The following is an 18,916-nucleotide window of genomic DNA, read 5'->3' as shown; positions in this document are numbered from 1 at the left end:
TTACCGCTCCTCGTGGCGGCGCGGGGTCTCCACGATCTCCCCTTCGAACACGGTGCCGCGGTCGTCGACCTGCTCGGTCACGGCCGGACCACCGGTCAGGTGCGGGGCGCCCCCGACGACACTGTGATCGACGACCTGCCCGTCGACCACCACCAGCCGCTGCGCGGAGAACCCGGTGGTGCGGGCCCGCCGCGCGACCAGCGTGCGCACCGCCGGACGCAGCGCGGCACGGGTCGGCAGCAACAGCACCACCCCGAGCACGGTGCTGACGATGCCGGGAATCAGCACCAGGGCCGCGCCGGCGCCGATGAGCGCACCGTCGGTGAGCACCCGCTCCGGGGAATTGGCGCGCGGCGCCCGCCCATTGCGCAGTTCGCCGAGATTGCGCAGTGCGCGGCGGCCCAGCGCGGCGAGCACGAGATAACCGGCGGCGCTGACACCGAGGAAGATCAGCACGGTGGCCAGGGCGCCGAGGGTGGAGCCGAGCCAGGCCAGCACCGCGATCTCCGCCACGACGTAGAGCACGAACAACAACGGGTACACGGCGGGACTTCCTTCCGTCGGCGGTTTCTGTCCGGTCAACGAACGGGCCGCCGGTTTTGCTCCCGCACCCGGCCACGGATGCGCCGCGTGATCGAATGACCGCCATGACTGCAGGTGACTGGGCGTTGCTGATGACCGCCGCGACGGCCGCCGGATGGGTGGACGCGGTGGTCGGCGGCGGCGGGCTGATCCTGCTGCCCGCCCTGTTCCTCGTCGCCCCGCAGTTGACGCCGCAGGTGGCGCTGGCGACGAACAAGCTCACCGCCATCTGCGGGACCGGCGCGGCGGTGCTGACCTTCGCGCGGCGCATCCCGCTGCGCTGGTCGCTGCTCGGCCCCGCCGCCCTGGTCGCGGCCGTGGCCGCGGCGGCGGGGGCGGCGGCGGTCTCGCTCATCGACCGGGAGGTGTTCATCCCGATCGTGATGGTGGTGCTCGTCGCGGTGGCGGTGTTCGTCACCACCCGCCCGAAACTCGGCGCCGGCGGCACCCGCCGCCCCTCCACCCTGCGGCTGATTACCGTGGTGATCACGGCCGCGGCGGTGATCGGCTTCTACGACGGGATCCTCGGACCCGGCACCGGCACCTTCATCATCATCGTGTTCGCGGCGATGCTCGGCAGCGAGTTCGTCACCTCCGCGGCGATGGCGAAGGTGCTCAACTTCGGCTCGAATCTCGGCGCGCTGGTGCTCTTCGCCGTCGGCGGGCACGTGTGGTGGACGCTCGGGGCGGCGCTGGCGGTGTGCAACGTCGCCGGATCGGTGCTCGGTTCCCGGATGGCGCTCGCGCGCGGCGCCGGATTCGTGCGGGTGGTGTTGCTGGTCGTGGTGATCGCCATGGTGATCCGGCTGGGCATCGAACAGTTCGGCTGAGCCGCCCGCGGCGCTCGGTGCGGCAACCCCGGCGCCGCCCGGCCCGGCGTTACCGTGGGCGGGTGAATGCGGTGGACGACGATTTCCTGGCCCTGCCGTTGCACGCCGCCGCCGACGCGGGCCTGACGGTGGCGCGGGCGGCGGGCGCGAGTCACGCCGATGTGCGGATACATCGGATGCGGACCTGGACGAGCACCCTGCGCGACGGTGCCCTGCAGGCCGCGGTGGACGACAGCGACTGCGGGGTGGCGGTGAGGGTGCTGCTCGACGGTACCTGGGGGTTCGCGTCGCATCCGGTGCCCGGCCCGGACGGCGCCGCCGACGCCGCGGCCCGTGCCGTCGCGGTCGCCCGCACTCTGCGCGCGTTGAACCGTGATCCGGTGCAGTGGGCCGACGAGCCGGTCCACCGGGACGCGGTGTGGGTCTCGCCGTACGAGATCGATCCGTTCACCGTCCCCGCGGCCGAGCGCATCGCGGTGCTCGAGGACCGTTCGCGGCGACTGCAGGACGCCGCCGGCGTCGACCACGTCGCCGCGAATCTGACCCTGGTCAAGGAGCAGACCTTCTACGCCGATCTCGCCGGGTCGACGATCACCCAGCAGCGGGTGCGGATCCACTCCGATCTCGAGGCGACCCGCGTCGACCGTGAGGCCGGCACCTTCGAGTCGATGCGCACCCTGGCCCCACCGACCGGCCGCGGCTGGGAACAGGTGGCCTCGGATCGGTGGTGGGACTGGAGCAGCGAGCTCGCCGCGCTGCCCGAGCAGCTCGCCGAGAAGGCGCAGGCCCCGTCGGTGACCCCGGGCCGCACCGATCTGGTGATCGATCCGACGAATCTGTGGCTGACGATCCACGAATCGGTCGGGCACGCCACCGAATACGACCGCGCCATCGGCTACGAGGCCGCCTACGCCGGCACCTCCTTCGCCACCCCCGACCTGCTGGGCAGCCTGCGCTACGGCAGCGACGTCATGCACGTCACCGCCGACCGCACCGAACCGCACGGCATGGCCACTGTCGGCTACGACGACGACGGGGTCGCCGCCCAGTCCTGGGATCTGGTGAAGGACGGGGTGCTCGTCGGCTACCAACTCGACCGGGCGTTCGCCCCCAGGCTCGGGGTGGCCCGCTCGAACGGCTGCGCCTACGCCGATTCCGCGCATCACGTGCCGATCCAGCGGATGGCGAACGTGTCGCTGCAACCCGATCCGGTCGTCGATCGCAGCACCGCCGATCTGATCGCCGGGGTCGACGACGGGCTGTACATCGTCGGCGACCGCAGCTGGTCGATCGACATGCAGCGGCACAACTTCCAGTTCACCGGGCAGCGGTTCTACCGGATCCGCGGCGGCCGACTCGCCGGGCAGGTCCGCGATGTGGCCTATCAGGCGTCGACCACCGAGTTCTGGGGTGCGCTCGAAACCCTCGGTGGAGCGTCGACCTGGCAGCTCGGCGGCGCGATGAACTGCGGCAAGGCGCAACCCGGGCAGGTCGCGTCCGTCTCGCACGGGTGCCCGTCGGTGCTGGTGCGCGGCGTGAACGTGCTCAACACGGTGCAGGAGGGTGGCCGATGATCCCCGGAGACCGACTCGTCGAAACCGCGCTGGCGGCCTCCCCCGCCGACGAGACCATCGTGATCGTCACCGACAACGCCGAGGCGTCGCTGCGGTGGGCCGGCAACTCGATGACCACCAACGGTTCCGCCCGTGCCCGCGGCGCCACGATCCTCGCGATCCGCCGCACCCCCGACGGGGCGCACTGCGGGGTGGTCAGCGCCGCGATCGTCGACGCCGACGACATCGGCGGGGTGGTCGGCGCGGCGTGGGAGGCCGCGCAGCAGGCCCCGGCGGCCCCGGACACGATGCCGCTGATCGACGGCGACGCCACCGACCCGCAGTGGGGCGAAGAGGCTGTCGGCACCGACATCGAGGTCTTCGCCCCGCTCCTCGACGGGCTCGCCGCCGGCTTCGACAACACCGACGCCCTCTACGGGTTCGCGCACCACCGGTCGACGACGATGTGGCTGGGCACCTCCACCGGGGTGCGGCGCCGCTGGGTGCAGCGCGACGGCTCGCTCGAGATCAACGGCAAACGCGGCGGCCTGACCGGGGCGAGCGCCTGGGTCGGCGCCGGCACCGTCGACTTCACCGACCTCGCGATGGATCCGCTGCGCGCCGAGCTGGCGCGGCGGCTGGACTGGGCCGGCACCCGCGTCGACCTGCCCGCCGGGCGGTACGAGACACTGCTGCCGCCGTCGGTGGTCGCCGATCTGATGATCCCGCTGTTGTGGTCCCTCGACGGGCGCGGCGCCGAGGAGGGCCGGTCGGTGTGGGCGGGGCCCGGCGGTACTCGCCTCGGCGAGCAGATCGCGGCGCTGCCGGTGACGTTGACGTCCGATCCGGCCGCCCCGGGGCTCGGTTATGCGCCGTTCGTGGTCGCCACCGCCTCCACTGACAGCGTCTCGGTGTTCGACACCGGCATGAGCGCCTCGCGGGTCGATTGGCTGCGCGACGGCGCACTGCACGCGTTGGCGTATCCGCGGGCCGCGGCCGCCGAATTCGGTGCCACCCCCACGGCGCCGGGTGAGAACCTGCTGCTCACCGGCGGCGGCACCGCCGATGTGGACGACATGGTCGCCCGCACCGAACGCGGTCTGCTGCTGACCACCGTGTGGTACCTGCGGGAGGTCGACCCGGCGGTGCTGTTGCTGACCGGCCTGACCCGCGACGGGGTGTATCTCGTCGAGGACGGGCAGGTGCGGGCGGCGGTGAACAACTTCCGGTTCAACGAGTCCCCGGTGGATCTGCTCGGCCGCGCCACCGAGATCGGCGCCACCGAACGCACCCTGCCGCGGGAGTGGAAGGACTGGTTCACCCGCACCGCGATGCCGCCGGTGCGCATCCCCGACTTCCACATGTCCTCGGTCAGCGCCGCGCACTGACCTCCGGTCCGGTCGGCGAGCACCGACCGGACCGGCAGTGGCTCAGAGCAGGTCGGCGAGTTCCTTGCCGATCTCCTCGGGGGTGACCGTCGGCTCGAAGCGGCGCACCACCGCGCCCTGCGGGTCGACGAGGAACTTGGTGAAGTTCCATTTCACCTCGTCGGTGCCGAGCGCCTCCGGGCGGGTCTTGCTCACGTGCTCGAACAGGAAACCGTGCTGCGGCCCGAAATCGCCGGGAGCCTCGGCGCGCAGGTACCGGTAGAGCGGGTGTGCGTCGTCGCCGTTTACGTCGAGCTTCGCGAACACCGGGAAGGTGACGTCGAAGTTCACCCGGCAGAACTCCTGGATCTCACTGTCGCTGCCCGGTTCCTGACCACCGAACTGGTTGCACGGGAACGCGAGGATCTGCAGGCCGCGCTCACCCAGTTCGCGGTGCAGCGCTTCGAGCGCCTCGTACTGCGGGGTCAGGCCGCACTTGCTGGCGACATTGACGATCAGCAGGTACCGGCCGGCGAAGCGGGCGAGATCCTCGCTGCCGCCGTCGGCGGTGGCCACGGTGTACTCGTGCACGGACATGCGCTCTCCTGAACTGGGTCGATCGGCTCGGCCCCGCAGGTGAGGCCGAGATCACCACGGACCCTACGGGATCGGACGAACCGGGACGATCCGGACGTGCTCGCGGTGTGGGGTCAGTCCAGGTCGCGGACGTGCCGGGCGGGGCTGCCCAGATGCAGCGTGTGCGGGGCGCAGTCCTTCGTCACCAGCGAGTTCGCGCCGATCACCGCGCCGGCGCCGATGGTCACGCCCGGCATGATCACCGCACCGGAGCCGATCCACGCGCCGTCGCCGATGGTCACCGGCTCCCCCGTCAGCGTCGACGCGCGCTGTTCGGCGGTGCCCATGCGGTGGCTGCTGGTGAGCACCCGCACGTGGTCGCCGAGGAACACCCGCTGCCCGAGGGTGATGTCGGCGACCGTGTCGAAATAGCAACCGTGGTTGACGAACGAGCCCGCGCCGAGGGTGAGCCGGCCGAGGCCCTGCACCACCACGCCGGTGTGGATCAGGCTCGGCGGTGCGGCGTCGACACCGGCGCGGCGCAACCACTTCCAGCGACTCGAACCGGAGATCAGCGGGTTGCTCGCGAGCGCCACCGCGATCGCCTGGGACCGGTAGGTGTGGGAGCGCGCCACGACGTCTACCGGCCTACCGTGTCGTCGGCGGGATCGAGGACACACGCCAACCCGACGGTGCCGGTGCGGCCACGGCGCACCACGCTCGCGCCGACGATGATCCGGCCGAGCAGCCCGTACTTGCGGGCGATCACCGACCGGGCGTGCGCCGAGCCGTCGGCGTCGAGCACCTCCCCCGTGCCGGGCACCGCCGCCGACTTCGGGTTGCCGCGCGCGTCGCAGATCGCCAGGGACACCCGCGGATCGCGGCGCAGCCGTCGCACCTTGTAGGCGTCGGCGACCGTCCACACCAGCAGCCGGTTCCCGTCGGGCGCCGCCCACACCGGGGTGTCCACCGCGCTGCCGTCCTTGCGGTAGGTGGTCAGCAGCACGAACTTGGCGGCGGCGAGGTCCGCGAAGGTGGGGGTCGTCGACTCGGGCATGGCCACCACCCTACAAACCGCCCGGTCTCACGGCACCGCTCGTCCCGCCCGCGCCGCGTTCTACGCTGGCGGTCATGGCCGATACCGCTGTCGACGTGCACCTGCCCGCCGGGCACCTGACCTCCGCGCAGGTGCAGGCGCTCGCCGAACTCGCCCACACCCACGGCGGCGGCGAACTGCACCTGACCGCCCACGCCCAGCTGCGGGTGCGCGGCGACCACGCCGCGATCAGCGCGGCCGTCACCGCCGCCGGGCTCACCGTCGACGTGCCCACCCGCGCACGGCTTCTCGTCTCCCCGCTCAGCGGCCGCATCGGCGGACACCACGACCTGCGCGAGCTCACCGCCGCGGTGCTCGCGCGCCTGGACGACCGGCCGGTGGCGGCCGGCACCGTCCTCGGGCTCGACGACGGCACCGGCGACATCGTCGCCCTCGCCCCCACCGTCGCGGCCCTCGCCCGTCCCGACGGCCGCTTCGCGGTGATCCGCGACGGCGCCGACACCGGGGTGCGCGTCGACCCGCCCGACGCCGCCGAGGCGCTGCTCACCCCACCGGCCGACCCGACCTCGGATCCGGAACCGGTGCCGGAGCGGCCGCGGCCGCCGATCGGCTGGCTCGACCAGCCCGACGGGGCCGTCACCCTCGCCGGTGGTCTGCCCGACGGGATCCTTCCCGCACGACTGGCGGAATTCCTGGCCGCCGTCGAACGTCCGGTGATCGTCACCCCGTGGCGGTCGGTGCTGCTGTGCGATCTCGACGAGTGGACCGCCGAGCAGGTGGTGCGGGTGCTCGCCCCGATGGGGTTGATCTTCGACGCCGACTCCCCGCATCTGCGCTGAGCCGCCGCTGACCTGCACGAACGGGCGGACTTCGCGAACCGGACCGTCGCCGCCGATCCGGCCCGCCGACGGTTCGGCCGCGCCTATCGTGGACGGATGAGCGGTCCGACAGCGGAATCCGACAGCTATGACGTGATCGTCCTCGGCGCGGGCCCGGCCGGGGAGAACGCCGCCCAGTACGCCATCGCCGGCAGCGACCGCACCGCGGTGCTCGTCGAACACGAACTCGTCGGCGGCGAATGTTCCTACTGGGCATGCATGCCCAGCAAAGCCCTGCTGCGTCCCACCCAGGTGCTCGCCACTGCCCGCAACATGCCCGGCGTCGCCGACAAGATCAGCGCCCACGGCGTCGAGGTGCCGGCCGTGCTCGCCCGCCGCGACAGCTTCACCCACAACCGCGACGACAGTTCCCAGGTGGACTGGGCCGAGGGCGCGGGTATCGACGTCGTCCGCGGCCACGGCCGCCTCGCCGGCGAACGCACCGTCACCGTCACCGGCAGCGACGGGGAGCGTCGCCTGCAGGCCCGGCACGCCGTGGTCCTGGCCACCGGCACCGTCCCGTCGATCCCGGACCTGCCCGGGCTGCGCGACGCGCTGCCGTGGACCTCCCGCGATGCGACGAACCTGCTCGAGGTCCCCCGCCGCGTGCTCGTCGTCGGCGGCGGTGTCGTCGCCTGCGAAACCGCCACCTGGCTGCGGCAACTCGGCGTCGAGGAGCTCACCCTCGCGGTGCGCGGCGACCGGTTGCTGCCGCGCGTGGAGCCGTTCGCCGCCGAACGCGTCGCCACCCGCATGGCCCACAAGGGCCTGAATGTGCGCTACGGCACCGAGATCCGCTCGGTGCAGCGCCCCGACGTCAAGGACACCGGCGTCGGCCGCATCCACGGCGGTCCCGCCACCGTGGAGTTGTCCGACGGCAGCACTGTCGAGGTCGACGAGATCGTCGTCGCCGCCGGCCGCTGCCCCGCCGTGGACGGGCTCGGTCTCGACACTGTCGGCCTGACCGACGGGAAGGTGACCGTCGCCGACGATCTCACCGTCGACGGGGTCGACGGCCAGTGGCTGTATGCGGTCGGGGACATCGCCGGTCGCGCCGCACTGACCCACATGGGCAAATACCAGGCGCGGGTGTGCGGGGACGTCATCGCCGCCCGCGCCGAGAACCGCCCCACCGACGGGTCACGATTCCGGACGAGCGCCGACCACGGCCAGGTCCCGCAGGTGATCTTCACCGTCCCGGAGATCGCCGCGGTCGGCCGCACCGCCGAGCAGGCCCGCGCCGACGGACTCGACGTCGAGGTCCTCGAGGCCGACATCGACGTCGCCGGGGCCTCGCTGGCCCGCGACGACTACGCCGGGCACGCCGCGCTCGTCGTCGACCGGGCCACCGACACCCTCGTCGGCGCGACCTTCGTCGGCCAGGAGGTCGCCGAACTCGTCCACGCCGCGACCGTCGCCCTGGTCGGGAAGGTGCCGTTGGACACGCTGTGGCATGCGGTGCCGTCCTACCCCACCATCAGCGAGATCTGGTTGCGGCTGCTCGAATCCCGCCGCAGCTGACCGCCTCTCGAACGTGCAGTTGTCGTCGCGACACGCCGGGTGGCGACGACGAGAACTGCACGCCGACAGTCAGCGCGGCAGACGCCGCCACACCGCCCGCGGCAGCAGTCGCATCCCGAAGAACACCGACGACATGCTGCGCCGCACCCTGCGCTATCCCAACGGCGCCGACGGCGCGCAGGTCCCCGCGGTCTACGGCCCGCGGTGCCGCCCACCTACTCACCCAGCTGGGCACCCTCGACATGTTCGCCGACACCGCCGCCACCCACATGGCCCGCGACGCGACGTTCGTCTACCGCACCGACGCCACCGACCGCGCCGAAACCCTCTTCGACCGGGTCGTCGCGCAGATCCGCGACAAGAACGACGACATCTCCGTCGTCAGCGCCGCCGGCCCGCCCGGCATCCCCGGCGCTCGCTGCTTCGAGGTCATCACCCCGTACTCCGAAGGGGCGAGCTGCCGACCGGACTCGACACAATTCTCCATTGCGACGAACGCAGGCACGTCCGCGACTCCACATGCCGATCTGGGAGGCATCGACGACACCGACCTGGACCCGGCCGGGCAGAAGGAGCCATGAACCACGCCGGTGGGGAGGCCGGGGCCACCGTGTTGGTGATCGCCGGCCGCAGCATCGATATCGACACCGCGGTCGCCAAGGCTCATTCCTATCCGACAGTGACCGTGACCCGCTACGACCTGCCCGGACCCGGATCCGGATCCGGCGAGATGATCACCGCCGACGACATCGCCCGCACCCACCAGGTGCGCTCCCGCATCAGCCACGCCCAACGTGGTTCTGTCAACCCGATCCGGCCCCACCCGGGCGGCTCGAGTTGGACCCACCGACCTTGCTCGATGGCGGGTGTGACGGCTTGAAATGGCCCCATCCAACCCGAGTGAGATGGAGCGGGGACTGTCAGGTAATCGGTGGATCCGGTTCTGACACATGGGATTAATTGGTGTTCGGGGTGATGCGTCCTTCGAAGGTGATCGCGAAAGCGTTCAAAGCTCCTTTCCACCGTGATGTCCATCGTGCGCGTAGCTTGCCGGTCGGGTCCAGCGCACGAGTGACCAGATACAGACACTTGAGCGCGGCCTGCTCGTTGGGGAAATGCCCCCGGGCCCGGATCGCCCGCCGGTACCGGGCGTTGAGCGACTCGATCGCGTTCGTCGAACAGATCACCCGACGGATCTCGATGTCGTAGTCGAGGAAGGGCACGAACTCCGACCAGCTGTTTTCCCACATCCGGACGATCGCCGAATAGCGCGGACCCCACTTGCCGGCGAACGCACCATGCGCGGCCTGGTTCCGCGGCACACATGTGCCGCGAACGGCTCGGCGTTGCGGAGCAGGCGAATGACGGCGGACCGGCCACCGGCGTCGAAGGCGGCGACGACCTGCGCCCACCGCAGCCACGCACACGGCGGGCAACTCGCATGACTGCGGGTGAACGGCAGCGCCCGGATACTCCCCCGCCCCTCCTGATCGGTCTTCGATTTCCGGAGGCCGATGTGCAGGCCGTCGAGCCGGTGCAGCGAGACATCGCTGCACATGAGCGCGACGAGTTCGCTGCGGCGGAACGCGCCGGCGAACCCCACCAAGAAGATGGCGGAGTCGCGGCGTTCGAGGACCTCATCCGCCCAACTCGTACAGTCTGCCCGCGCCTTGTCGACGATGGTGACGACGTCGGCGGTCAGCAGCGGCGCCCGCGGGGTGCGGGGCCGCTCCCCCGCCGCTGCATAGTCCCGCCGGATCCCGGACAGGTCGCGGCGACCAACTCGTTGCTGCCGGGAGCCGTATGCCCGGCGCGGCGGTGGTGGAAGCCGATGCCCGCCACCCAGCGGGCCAACGTGGCGGGCGAGTAGGCCCGCTCCCCCGCCTCCGTCACCGTCGCGGCGGCGCCCAAGAGATAGGCGGCAACAGTGAGCGGATGCGCCGGCAATGGGCTGTGCCCTTCGCGCTGGCACCAGGCGGTGAACCGGGCCTAGTTGGCGGCATAGTTGCGGCGCGTCGACTCGGAGCGCGACCGCGCCGCCGTCCCGGCCACCTGCGTGAGGGTCTCGGCCGGCAGAGCCGGCACGGACGGCGCAGACGGGTCCGAAGCGGGCGATACAGAGGCGTCGGAGGGGTCCGGGCGGCGCATCAGCAGGTCGTCGGGCACGGAACGAGAGCCTACCGGTCCGCACCGATGCTTTCGGGTAGGAAAACGCGCTCAGCTGGGGTTTCGACGGTGATGGTGCGCTAATGCGAATTAGCAGCATCGACACCGCACAAACCGAGAGTGACATAGCCACAGGCATGAGAAGCGCCTGATGTGCCCTTTGTGTAGGTTCCACGATGCAGTGTCGGTTTCCAGATTTCATGTCGGTAGCGTGTCGGTTTCACGTTTCATGTCGGTCGGCACCGTGCTGGATGGACACTCGAAAGTGCCCCGGACCAGTGAGGTTGAGGTCAGGTACGTGTAGGAACCAGGTGCTCCTGTCGCAATGGCCCCTCACTCCGGCGAATCCGTGTCGGATGATCCAGGGACTACTTGTACGGAAAGTCCGTAGCCATCCCCGTCAGCGGCACTATTCCGGGATGTTCTGCGGTTACAACCATGGTCACGTCGGGCCTGACGCGAACCTCCAGCGCCACCGATCAGCGCAATCAGACGATGCGACCCCAGTTGCTTCACGCCGCATCACGCCGGCCATCAGCCGGCCTTTCCTATGATGCGCGAGGGGCACGGACCACCGGGACGTACGGTCGGTCCTCTGCCGATCGACTGCTCCGGTTGCCGAAAGGGGACTGCTGCACGATGGGGTGACAGATACGGTCACGCAGCCTGTGCGGCCGGTGTGGTCATGGTTGTTTCGAACTCGACTGGCGTCAATCTGCCGAGTCTGAGCTAACGGCGTCGGCGGCGGTAGGTTCGCTCAAGCGAGGTGACGATCGCAATGCGCGACTGCTCGCGTGTGACCCAACGCTGTCGGCCGAGGACGTTGCGTTGGAGCAGCGCAAAGAACGATTTCCATCGCGGCGTTGTCGACAGTCGCCGGCCGCCCCGACCCATCGACCCGACCAGGCCGTGGCGGCCCAGGGCGCGGACGAATTTCCGGCTGCGAAATTGCGACCCATGATCGGAATGAACACGCACCCGGCAACCGAACCCCACCGAGCCACTGCGGATTCGAGGGTGGCCACGGTGAGCCTGGACTTCATCCGGTCACTGATGCACCACAGTTCGATGTCACCTGCTCCGACATCAGTCCCGTTCGGGATCTCTGTGGGGCGCGCAAAATGCTGTACATATGCCCTGCAATCGACATCCGGTCGTTCGATGACCGGGGTGCGATCACGTCCCACCCGCAAGGTGATACTTGCGGTATGGAGGTAGTGAACGGTTCGTCCGGTTTGGAGGATGATCTCGCGGTGTTGTCGTTCGAGTCGACGGTGCCGCGCAGGCATGTCCACCGCCAGGCGATATCCGAAGTCTTCCTCACCGATTGCGTTCGCGGTCCCGGACCGGACCGATTCGTCCTGGGCGCGCAATGGCCGCGTCTGCACGGTTTCTATCGCAGCCGGGCCGGTCGCTACGACCCGATGCTGCTCGCAGAGACGCTGCGCCAATGCGTGATCTATCTGGCGCACACCCGGTATCGGGTCTCGCTCGGTCAGCGGTTCGTGATGCAGACGATCGAGATCACCGCAGAGCTGGAACGTCTAGTGATCGGTGCCGGCGCCGCGGAGGTCACCATCACCGCGGTGGTATCGGATGTGCGACGTCGTGGCTCGCAGGTCACCGCTTTGAGCGCGGCACTCGAATTCACCATCGCCGGCCGCCGTGTGGGGTCCGGCAGAGGCCGAACTGCCGTTCTGACGGCCGAGGAGTACGACACCGTTCGTTGGGGTGCCGGTGGGCCGCGGACGCTGGGCCCTGTACCAGGGCGAACGCCGGTCGATCCGACCGCGGTGGGGGTGCCGGTGGTCGGGGATGTGGTGGTCGGTGCCACGGCGCGGCCGGGTCGCTGGCGGGTGTTGCCGGATCTGTCGCATCCGGTGTTGTTCGACCATCCGTCCGATCACCTGCCGGGCATGCTCGTTCTCGAGGCTGCCCGGCAGGCGGTACGAGCGGAATGCGGGGCCCCGGAGGCGGATCCGGTGTCGATAAGCGCGCAGTTTCATCGATTCGTCGAACTCGACGTTCCGGCGGAGATGGTGGTCTCGGGTGTCGAGAAAGAGCCTGCGGGTGCGCATGTCGTGCTCGAGCAGCGTGGAATGGCGATGGCTACGGCGACGCTGAGGTGGCCCGCCGGCGCATCTCGTGCGCCGGGGCCCGGGTCCGGCGGATAGCGGCGTGTCAGGCCGGCTGGTGTGTCTCGCTCCAGCGAGCCCGACGGATCTTGTCGCTGTCGGGGCGGCAGTCGGAGGTCAGGATGCCGTTGAGCAGGAACTGCAGCATCTGGTCGATGCGGTGTTCGAGATCGATGCGTCGATCGAGGACATTCGAGACCATCTGAACCCCGGTGAACGCCGAGATCACAAACCGCGCCAGCTCGGAGGGATCGATCGTAGGGAGCAGGTCGCCCTCGGCGATCGCGGTCTCGACGAGGTGCCGGCAGGCTTCGATCCAGTCCTGGTACGGTCCCGGCTGGTCCGGTTCGGCGCCCGCACTGAATTCGAGGGTCAACCGGATGCCGGCCCGGACGATCGGATCCTCGACGATCTGTCGCCCCATTTCGTGGCAGAGCATCACGATCTGCTCGAGCGCCGAGGCCTGTGTGGCGGCGATCGCGGCGACCGCGGCGATGGAGATGGCGTGTTGCTGTTCGACGACGGCGTGTGCGAGTTCGTCCTTCGATTTGAAGTGGAAGTACAGGGCACCTTTGGTGAGCCCGCTGCTCGCCTCGACGATCGCCCCGAGGCTGGCACCGTCGAATCCCAGCCGATCGAAGGTGGCGGCCGCTGCTGCCACGATCTGCTGCCGGGTCGCTACTGCCCGAGCTTGTTTGGCCACACCCCGTGTCCTTTTACTCGATGATCTACCGAAAGGCGAGTCGTGGAGAACCTCGACCCTCTGCCTCCCCCGAGGCGAACCGTACCACCGGACCGGAACGACATCGCGGACCACGGATCGGCGCCGTCGACATCCCCATGGCGCGTCGCGGTCGTGGGTTCGAGCGGTTTCCTCGGCGGGGCGGTGCTCGACGCCCTGCTGAACATGGGGGTGGCATGCACGTCGATAGCGCGCCGTCCGCTCGCATCCTCGAGACCGCCGATGCGGGTCGCGGCGGCAGATCTACTCGATGTGAAGGCTTTGACCGACGCGCTGGCCGGTGTCGACGCGATTGTGCATGCAGCGTCTTATACGGGCTCCGACGCAGCCCGATGTGAGGAGGTCAACGCTCTCGGTACCGAGAATCTGGTGACGGCCGCTGCCGACCACGGTATCGAGCACATCGTGTACCTGAGCACGATCGGCGTCTACGGTCCCGGACCGCATCGCAACGTCGTTGAGGGTGAGCTTGCTCCGGCTCCGGTCACTGCGCTGAGCGCGAGTCGTCTGACTGCCGAAAACCATGTGCGCGGGCACGGCGGTCTGGTGCTGCGTCCCGGATTCGTGCACGGGCCCGGCGACCGGTGGTTCCTGCCCGGGTTGGCGCACATCGTCTCGACTCTCGGGGTGTGGATCGACGACGGCGCCGCACGTCAATCGGTGATTTCACGCGGCGACGTCGGCCGGCTCACCGCCGCACTCGCGGCGCGCGCCCTGCCCGCGGCGTTGCGTGGGGGCATGCGTCATCTCGCCCATCCGACTGCGGTGACCGTCCGCGAACTCGTCCACACCGCCACCGCACATGGTCTGCTCACACCACCGTCCGACTCCGTCGACTACGAGCAGGCACTGCGGATAGGCCGAGAGCGGGGACTGTCCGCACGTCACGTCGATCTGATCGGGCACGATCATCACTACGTCAGCGACCGAATCTGGGCCGAGACTGCGGTGGAGCCCTCACCGAATGCCCTTCCGGCGAGTCCCACCTCGCCGTGAGGGAGCTCCTGGAGTCACGTAGTAGATCGTGTTCCGCGAGTTTTCCGGTCGCATCGACCGTGCAGCGGGTATGTGTGGGTGAGGCGTTCCCTGTGCGTTGCACCTGCGGTATTCTCTAACGCAACGGGCAATACCGGTCGAATGGTATTGTTTGTCTGGGATGGCGTCGATGCGTGTGGATATACGGGAATGTTCGAACGTATCGGCGGGTGTTGTGGGTCGGGAGTTGTGGACAGGCCAGTGATGGCGAGATTTACGAGGGGTACTCACCATCACTGGCCTGCGGGGTTCCGTCGGCATACGGCGCCGACGGACCTTCGTCCGCGCGCCGGGGGGGGGGAAGCGCGCGAACTATGCCCCCACGTAGGGAGCATGGGGGCACCGCACAGACTATTCGAGACCGCGACCGTGTGCACGCTCACCCCACATACGTGGTTGTCGATGTAAGGGTCGTTTTCAAAACAAGATCAATTTCGCGGACCGATCCATCAACGAGACAGGAAGGTTTGGCTGCCGCTGGTCGAGACCGGCACCTACCATCTGGTCCCGGCCTTGGTCACCGCGCTCGTCGGCGTGTGCGCTACAGCGGTCGGGGTGGGGCTGCTGCTATGCCACCTTCAGGACACACATGGTCCGGTGCCGCTCAGTGCTCGGTGACCGCCTCGCAGGTGATCACCCCGCGCACGGTCAGCGGCGCCGGATCGATATCGCCTCCGGAGCCGGTCGCGGTCAGCGCGAACACCACCTGCCGGCCCTCGTCGTGCACCTCGAGGTCGAGGTCGTCGGCGCTGTGGAACTGCACGTGTGCACCCGAGGAATCGACGAGGATGCCGTCACCGCGTGTCGGGTTTGAGGGTCCGTTCCAGGGGAGGGTCGGGTCCCGCTCCCCGGACGCGATTGCATGGGCGGCTGCCACTGCGCGGTGAGTCGAGTGATCGACGAGGGTGACAGATCGTCTTCGCCGGCGAGGACCCGCTCCCGGGCCGGTCCGGCGGGCGTGTCGGTGGTCGGCGAGTGCCGTCGACGACGACGACAACCCAGTCGTCATCGAGTCGGTCGACCGAATCCCTGCCGGGTGTCGGTTCCCGATGGTGCTCCCACCACCGCACGGTGGGAACCGGTCACAGTGCTGTCGACCAGGCCGGATTCCCGTCGACTGCTACGGTCTTCCCCGGCACGGGCGCAGGTCGCGATTCGTCAGGGCGGGCCCTCACGCCGGGGCTTCGAGAGTTCGAGACAAGGACACGGGATTGGTCAAGCAGGCTCGGGCAGTGGCGACGCGGCACCAGCTCGTGGCAGCGGCCGCGGCCGCCTTCGACCAGCGGGGCTTCGAGGGCGCCTCCCTCGGCGACATCATCGAGGCGGGCACGGGCCTGAGCAAAGGTGCCTTGTACTTCCACTTCAAATCGAAGGAGGAACTCGCCGACGCTGTCGTGCAGCGACAACACGAGATCTCCCTCGCCGCGGTCGAGGCGATCGCCGCAACCCACGCCCCAGCACTCGAGCAGATCGTAATGCTCTGCCACGAGATGGGCCGACAGATCGTGCAGGACCCGATCGTGCGCGCCGGGATCCGGCTGACCCTCGAATTCAGCAGCGGAGGAGGACCGCCGGATCCGGCCGGTCCCTACCGGGACTGGATCGAGGCGTGCCGGCAGCTCGCCGAGACCGCCATCGCCGAGGGTGATCTGCCCGGCACGGTCGATGCGCCGGAACTGGCCCGGTTCGTGATCTCGGCGTTCACCGGTGTGCAGATGGTCTCGAACGTGCTCGATCGACGGGTCGATCTTGAGCAGCGGATCGATCAGATGTGGACGTTCCTGCTGTCCGGAATCCTGTCTCCTGCACACCCCCGTACGAGCGAAGACATCCGCCGCGCCCGCTGGAATCGTCACCAGGCCTCGACCTGACAGCCCCTGCGGGCGGCGTGATTCCGGCTCGCCGACACGGCGCAGACCGCGCTGCGGCCGGCTGCCAGTGACCCCGGCGCCGTCGCGGGTGAGCTGACCCGGATCGTTCAGGTCAGGAAGTTTCGCTTCTGATCCCCGGTCGCTCACCCGCCGGCCACACGGGTTATTCGATGTAGGTGCCGGTGGTCGGGGTCCAGACGATCGCCCCACCGGTGAAGCTCTGGCGGAGCCCGTCGGTGCCGTACGCCTGCGCGGCCGAGGACGGGAAGCCGAGCGGGCTCATCGCCCCACCGAAGCTGTTGTACAGGTCCTTGATCTGATCGCACACCTGGAACGGCGACGGCCAGTAGATCTAGCAGTCCGCCGCCACCTCGGCCGGCGCAGCGGTGGCCACACTGCCGCCGGCCAAGGCCAGGACCGTCAGCCCGGCCGCGGCCACTGCGGTCGCCATCCGCCGACGTGTCCTCGTCACCGTGTCGCGCACGTGTATATACCCGCTCCTTCACCTGCTTTGGGGGGTCACTGTTCCCCGGGGAACCATCGCTCGAGTCGGCGATGATCTTGTCCGTCTAGCACCGAATGCCGGGTTTCGTCTGGTTTTCAAAAAAAACCGGTCAATCGGTATTTGTTACGCAAGTGTTATCTGGTGCATTTGTGATTCTTGAGAAACCGTTTAAGTTGCTAAGAAGCGATGGCGCCACCGCTGTACCTATCCACTTGAAAAGAAGTAGGTCACAGATGGATTCGCACCCCCAGCGGGGCTCCGTCATGCCCCGGCACAGATGGATGAGCCGGTGCCTGATCGCGAGCACCACAGTGTTGATGGTTGCCGTCGGAGGGTCGGCAGCCATCGCCCAGCCAATCGAGACGACACCGGCCGTCCCCACCCCGACACAGTCCGCACCGGCACCGGCACCGTCCCCGGACCTCATGCCACTCGACGCCCCGGCCGAGACCACCACGACGGATCCGTGCGCGGAACCGCTCACCGCCCCCGGCGCCACAACCACCACAACGCCACCGGCCACATCGACCACTCCTGTGGTGCCACCACTACCGTGCGTCTCGACCGTCCCAGCAGTGCCCGAGACCTCGCCAGCGCCGACCGTCACGGTGGCGCCCGAGACAGCTCCGACATCGCCCACCACGGACAACCCGGTCTCGACCAGTATCGAGCCAAGTACCCCAGCGACATTAACCCCGGAAACGGCACCGTCGGCGCCGGGCGAGAAAGAACCCTGGGCGGAGTGGACACCCACCGAAAACCCCAACGCCACGATCGTGCCGGGCAAGATGCGCTCGGACCGCCAAGAACTACCCGAGGGCTTCACCAAAGAAGACGCCGACAAGGCCGAGATCCTCGAGGCCAAACTCCTCGCAGCATCACGCTCTCGAACAGCACGCAGCGCCGGCGCCACCAATGCCCTCGCCGCCGCAGCACCGACCGACTGCATGATCTACTACCCCGCCTGGCAATACCCAGTCTGCGGCCAGATTCGAGTCAAGTACGACTCCCTCGGCGGACCGAACAGCTTCCTGCTCCTGCCGACCAGCACCAACATCACCAACCCCGACGGAGTCGGGCAACGAGTCACCTTCGTCAACGGCCCCATCTACTGGCATCCCAACGCCGGCGCACATCCGGTCGTCAACCACTTCATGATGAAATGGGGCCAGCACGGCTGGGAAGCCGGGTGGCTCGGCTACCCGACCACCGACGAGATCGTCCTTCAAAACGGCCGTCGCCAGGAGTTCCAGTCGGGAGCCGCGATCTACTGGAGCCCACTGTCCCTCGGCATCGTCGGGGGAGCCGTCCGCGACAAGTACAACGCACTCGGAGCCGAAACAGGACCACTCGGCTATCCGAGCACCGACGAGATCTGGACCACCAAGTACAACGGTCGCTACAACAACTTCCTCAACGGCACCATCACCTGGTCCGGGCCAACCGGAGCGCGCGTACTTTACAGCTCAATTCGTGATGTATGGGCGCAGCACGGACGCGAAGACGGTGAACTCGGGTACCCCCAATCGGATGAGCAAATCGCTGCAGATGGCGTCGGACACTATGCCGAATTTGAATCACGTGACGCTATCTACTCAGTCCTTGGCGGTGCATGGAGAGTGCCATGGAAGGTACTTTCAGTGTGGACGATTCTGCAGAAGGAGAGGGGGCGCTGGGATACCCAGATGCGGCCGCCCGAAACAACATTTCTCAGGGAATTGAATGGCGACAGAAGTTCCAAAACGGGGAAATCACCATTGGTGATGATGGCTACGTCTACTTCCGGCACTACTGAACAAGGAGATTCAAGGTGAAGAAAGTAAGATTATCGGCCGTCCTTGCAATCGTGGGATTTTTTCCGCTCCTCGGGACCGCCCCTGCCCAATCGCAGACTCAAGACGTAAATGAAATTGTTTTTGAAAGTACGAGTTCCGATGGTAAGTGGGCTCCGGTGCGAAGGGGATACTGGTCTAACCCCGCCGGATTCGGTGCCGACAAGATTTTTTGGAAGCACAAGATCGACAATTTCAATCTAATCGCCTCCACTCATATGGCGCCTCCCAATCAGGATGGCCCGAGCTCGTACCACTACCTACAG

Annotated in this window: 18 protein-coding genes and 3 pseudogenes; 11 read left to right on the top strand and 10 right to left on the bottom strand. The window is 68.5% G+C overall.

Annotated features, from left to right (window positions below; genetic code table 11):
• A complete protein-coding gene (locus tag U9J23_RS13010; RefSeq protein ID WP_059384176.1) occupies positions 1-543 on the bottom strand; it encodes an FxsA family protein in 543 nt (180 codons plus the stop codon).
• A 104-nt stretch (positions 544-647) separates the two neighbouring features.
• Between U9J23_RS13010 and U9J23_RS13005 the strand changes: the two genes are divergently transcribed.
• The 3 genes from U9J23_RS13005 to U9J23_RS12995 all read left to right on the top strand — a co-directional run bounded on the left by U9J23_RS13005 (position 648) and on the right by U9J23_RS12995 (position 4,353).
• Positions 648-1,412, top strand: a complete 765-nt coding sequence (locus U9J23_RS13005; RefSeq protein ID WP_326598237.1) for a TSUP family transporter — start codon at positions 648-650, stop codon at positions 1,410-1,412.
• A gap of 62 nt (positions 1,413-1,474) precedes the next feature.
• Positions 1,475-2,986: a TldD/PmbA family protein gene (locus U9J23_RS13000; protein ID WP_059384178.1), complete on the top strand. Its 1,512-nt coding sequence runs from the start codon at positions 1,475-1,477 to the stop codon at positions 2,984-2,986.
• Entirely contained in the window at positions 2,983-4,353 is a 1,371-nt protein-coding gene (locus U9J23_RS12995) for a metallopeptidase TldD-related protein (RefSeq protein ID WP_085470242.1), read from the top strand. The genes U9J23_RS13000 and U9J23_RS12995 overlap by 4 nt, the downstream gene beginning before the upstream one ends.
• A gap of 42 nt (positions 4,354-4,395) precedes the next feature.
• Here U9J23_RS12995 and U9J23_RS12990 read toward each other — a convergent pair whose 3' ends face one another.
• From U9J23_RS12990 to U9J23_RS12980, 3 genes are all read right to left on the bottom strand, one after another.
• Complete coding sequence (locus U9J23_RS12990; RefSeq protein WP_059384180.1) at positions 4,396-4,929, bottom strand: glutathione peroxidase; 534 nt, start codon at positions 4,927-4,929, stop codon at positions 4,396-4,398.
• A gap of 113 nt (positions 4,930-5,042) precedes the next feature.
• On the bottom strand, positions 5,043-5,543 hold the full coding sequence (locus U9J23_RS12985) for an acyltransferase (RefSeq protein ID WP_272267547.1): 501 nt from the start codon (positions 5,541-5,543) through the stop codon (positions 5,043-5,045).
• A gap of 5 nt (positions 5,544-5,548) precedes the next feature.
• Complete coding sequence (locus U9J23_RS12980) at positions 5,549-5,965, bottom strand: PPOX class F420-dependent oxidoreductase (RefSeq protein ID WP_272267545.1); 417 nt, start codon at positions 5,963-5,965, stop codon at positions 5,549-5,551.
• Positions 5,966-6,039: 74 nt separating this feature from the next.
• On the opposite strand from U9J23_RS12980, the gene U9J23_RS12975 reads away from it, so the two are divergent.
• The 4 genes from U9J23_RS12975 (at position 6,040) to U9J23_RS12960 (ending at position 9,244) form a co-directional block, all read left to right on the top strand.
• A complete protein-coding gene (locus U9J23_RS12975) occupies positions 6,040-6,804 on the top strand; it encodes a precorrin-3B synthase (RefSeq protein WP_059384182.1) in 765 nt (254 codons plus the stop codon).
• 96 nt (positions 6,805-6,900) lie between these two features.
• Positions 6,901-8,364 carry a dihydrolipoyl dehydrogenase family protein gene (locus tag U9J23_RS12970; protein WP_059384183.1) on the top strand — a complete coding sequence of 488 codons (1,464 nt, stop codon included), beginning with the start codon at positions 6,901-6,903 and terminating at the stop codon, positions 8,362-8,364.
• A 242-nt stretch (positions 8,365-8,606) separates the two neighbouring features.
• Positions 8,607-8,945 (top strand): hypothetical protein, encoded by a 339-nt coding sequence (locus U9J23_RS12965; RefSeq protein WP_059384184.1) that lies wholly within the window; start codon positions 8,607-8,609, stop codon positions 8,943-8,945.
• Complete coding sequence (locus U9J23_RS12960; RefSeq protein WP_228525545.1) at positions 8,942-9,244, top strand: hypothetical protein; 303 nt, start codon at positions 8,942-8,944, stop codon at positions 9,242-9,244. Before U9J23_RS12965 ends, U9J23_RS12960 begins: the two co-directional genes overlap by 4 nt.
• 76 nt (positions 9,245-9,320) lie before the next feature.
• Here the strand turns inward: U9J23_RS12960 and U9J23_RS12955 are convergent.
• From U9J23_RS12955 to U9J23_RS12945, 3 pseudogenes are all read right to left on the bottom strand, one after another.
• Positions 9,321-9,671, bottom strand: a pseudogene (locus U9J23_RS12955) (transposase); the annotation flags it as partial.
• A pseudogene (locus U9J23_RS12950) lies at positions 9,599-10,512 on the bottom strand (integrase); the annotation flags it as partial. The pseudogenes U9J23_RS12950 and U9J23_RS12955, both read right to left, overlap by 73 nt.
• A gap of 675 nt (positions 10,513-11,187) precedes the next feature.
• Positions 11,188-11,618: pseudogene (locus U9J23_RS12945) on the bottom strand (DDE-type integrase/transposase/recombinase); the annotation flags it as partial.
• A gap of 33 nt (positions 11,619-11,651) precedes the next feature.
• On the opposite strand from U9J23_RS12945, the gene U9J23_RS12940 reads away from it, so the two are divergent.
• Positions 11,652-12,704: a ScbA/BarX family gamma-butyrolactone biosynthesis protein gene (locus U9J23_RS12940; RefSeq protein WP_226949875.1), complete on the top strand. Its 1,053-nt coding sequence runs from the start codon at positions 11,652-11,654 to the stop codon at positions 12,702-12,704.
• A gap of 7 nt (positions 12,705-12,711) precedes the next feature.
• Here the strand turns inward: U9J23_RS12940 and U9J23_RS12935 are convergent, their stop codons facing one another.
• Entirely contained in the window at positions 12,712-13,368 is a 657-nt protein-coding gene (locus U9J23_RS12935; protein WP_059384501.1) for a ScbR family autoregulator-binding transcription factor, read from the bottom strand.
• Positions 13,369-13,521: 153 nt separating this feature from the next.
• Here U9J23_RS12935 and U9J23_RS12930 point away from each other — a divergent pair, with 153 nt between their 5' ends.
• Positions 13,522-14,403, top strand: a complete 882-nt coding sequence (locus U9J23_RS12930; RefSeq protein WP_229582700.1) for an NAD-dependent epimerase/dehydratase family protein — start codon at positions 13,522-13,524, stop codon at positions 14,401-14,403.
• Between the two features lie 643 nt (positions 14,404-15,046).
• On the opposite strand, the gene U9J23_RS12925 is transcribed toward U9J23_RS12930, so the two are convergent.
• Positions 15,047-15,205, bottom strand: coding sequence for a hypothetical protein (locus U9J23_RS12925; protein WP_230825430.1), 159 nt, complete (start codon positions 15,203-15,205; stop codon positions 15,047-15,049).
• 448 nt (positions 15,206-15,653) lie between these two features.
• On the opposite strand from U9J23_RS12925, the gene U9J23_RS12920 reads away from it, so the two are divergent.
• Positions 15,654-16,313 (top strand): ScbR family autoregulator-binding transcription factor, encoded by a 660-nt coding sequence (locus U9J23_RS12920; protein WP_145708936.1) that lies wholly within the window; start codon positions 15,654-15,656, stop codon positions 16,311-16,313.
• Positions 16,314-16,476: 163 nt separating this feature from the next.
• On the opposite strand, the gene U9J23_RS12915 is transcribed toward U9J23_RS12920, so the two are convergent.
• On the bottom strand, positions 16,477-16,641 hold the full coding sequence (locus U9J23_RS12915) for an LGFP repeat-containing protein (RefSeq protein WP_229582701.1): 165 nt from the start codon (positions 16,639-16,641) through the stop codon (positions 16,477-16,479).
• A 752-nt stretch (positions 16,642-17,393) separates the two neighbouring features.
• Here U9J23_RS12915 and U9J23_RS12910 point away from each other — a divergent pair.
• The gene (locus tag U9J23_RS12910) at positions 17,394-18,632 is read left to right on the top strand and encodes a hypothetical protein (RefSeq protein WP_230825429.1); all 1,239 of its coding nucleotides are present in this window, start codon (positions 17,394-17,396) and stop codon (positions 18,630-18,632) included.
• The last annotated feature ends 284 nt before the right edge of the window (positions 18,633-18,916 follow it).

Origin of the sequence: Rhodococcus sp. PD04, from assembly GCF_035918275.1 — a bacterium.
GTDB lineage: Bacteria > Actinomycetota > Actinomycetes > Mycobacteriales > Mycobacteriaceae > Rhodococcus > Rhodococcus rhodochrous.
This window is presented reverse-complemented; position numbering and strand designations above follow the sequence as displayed.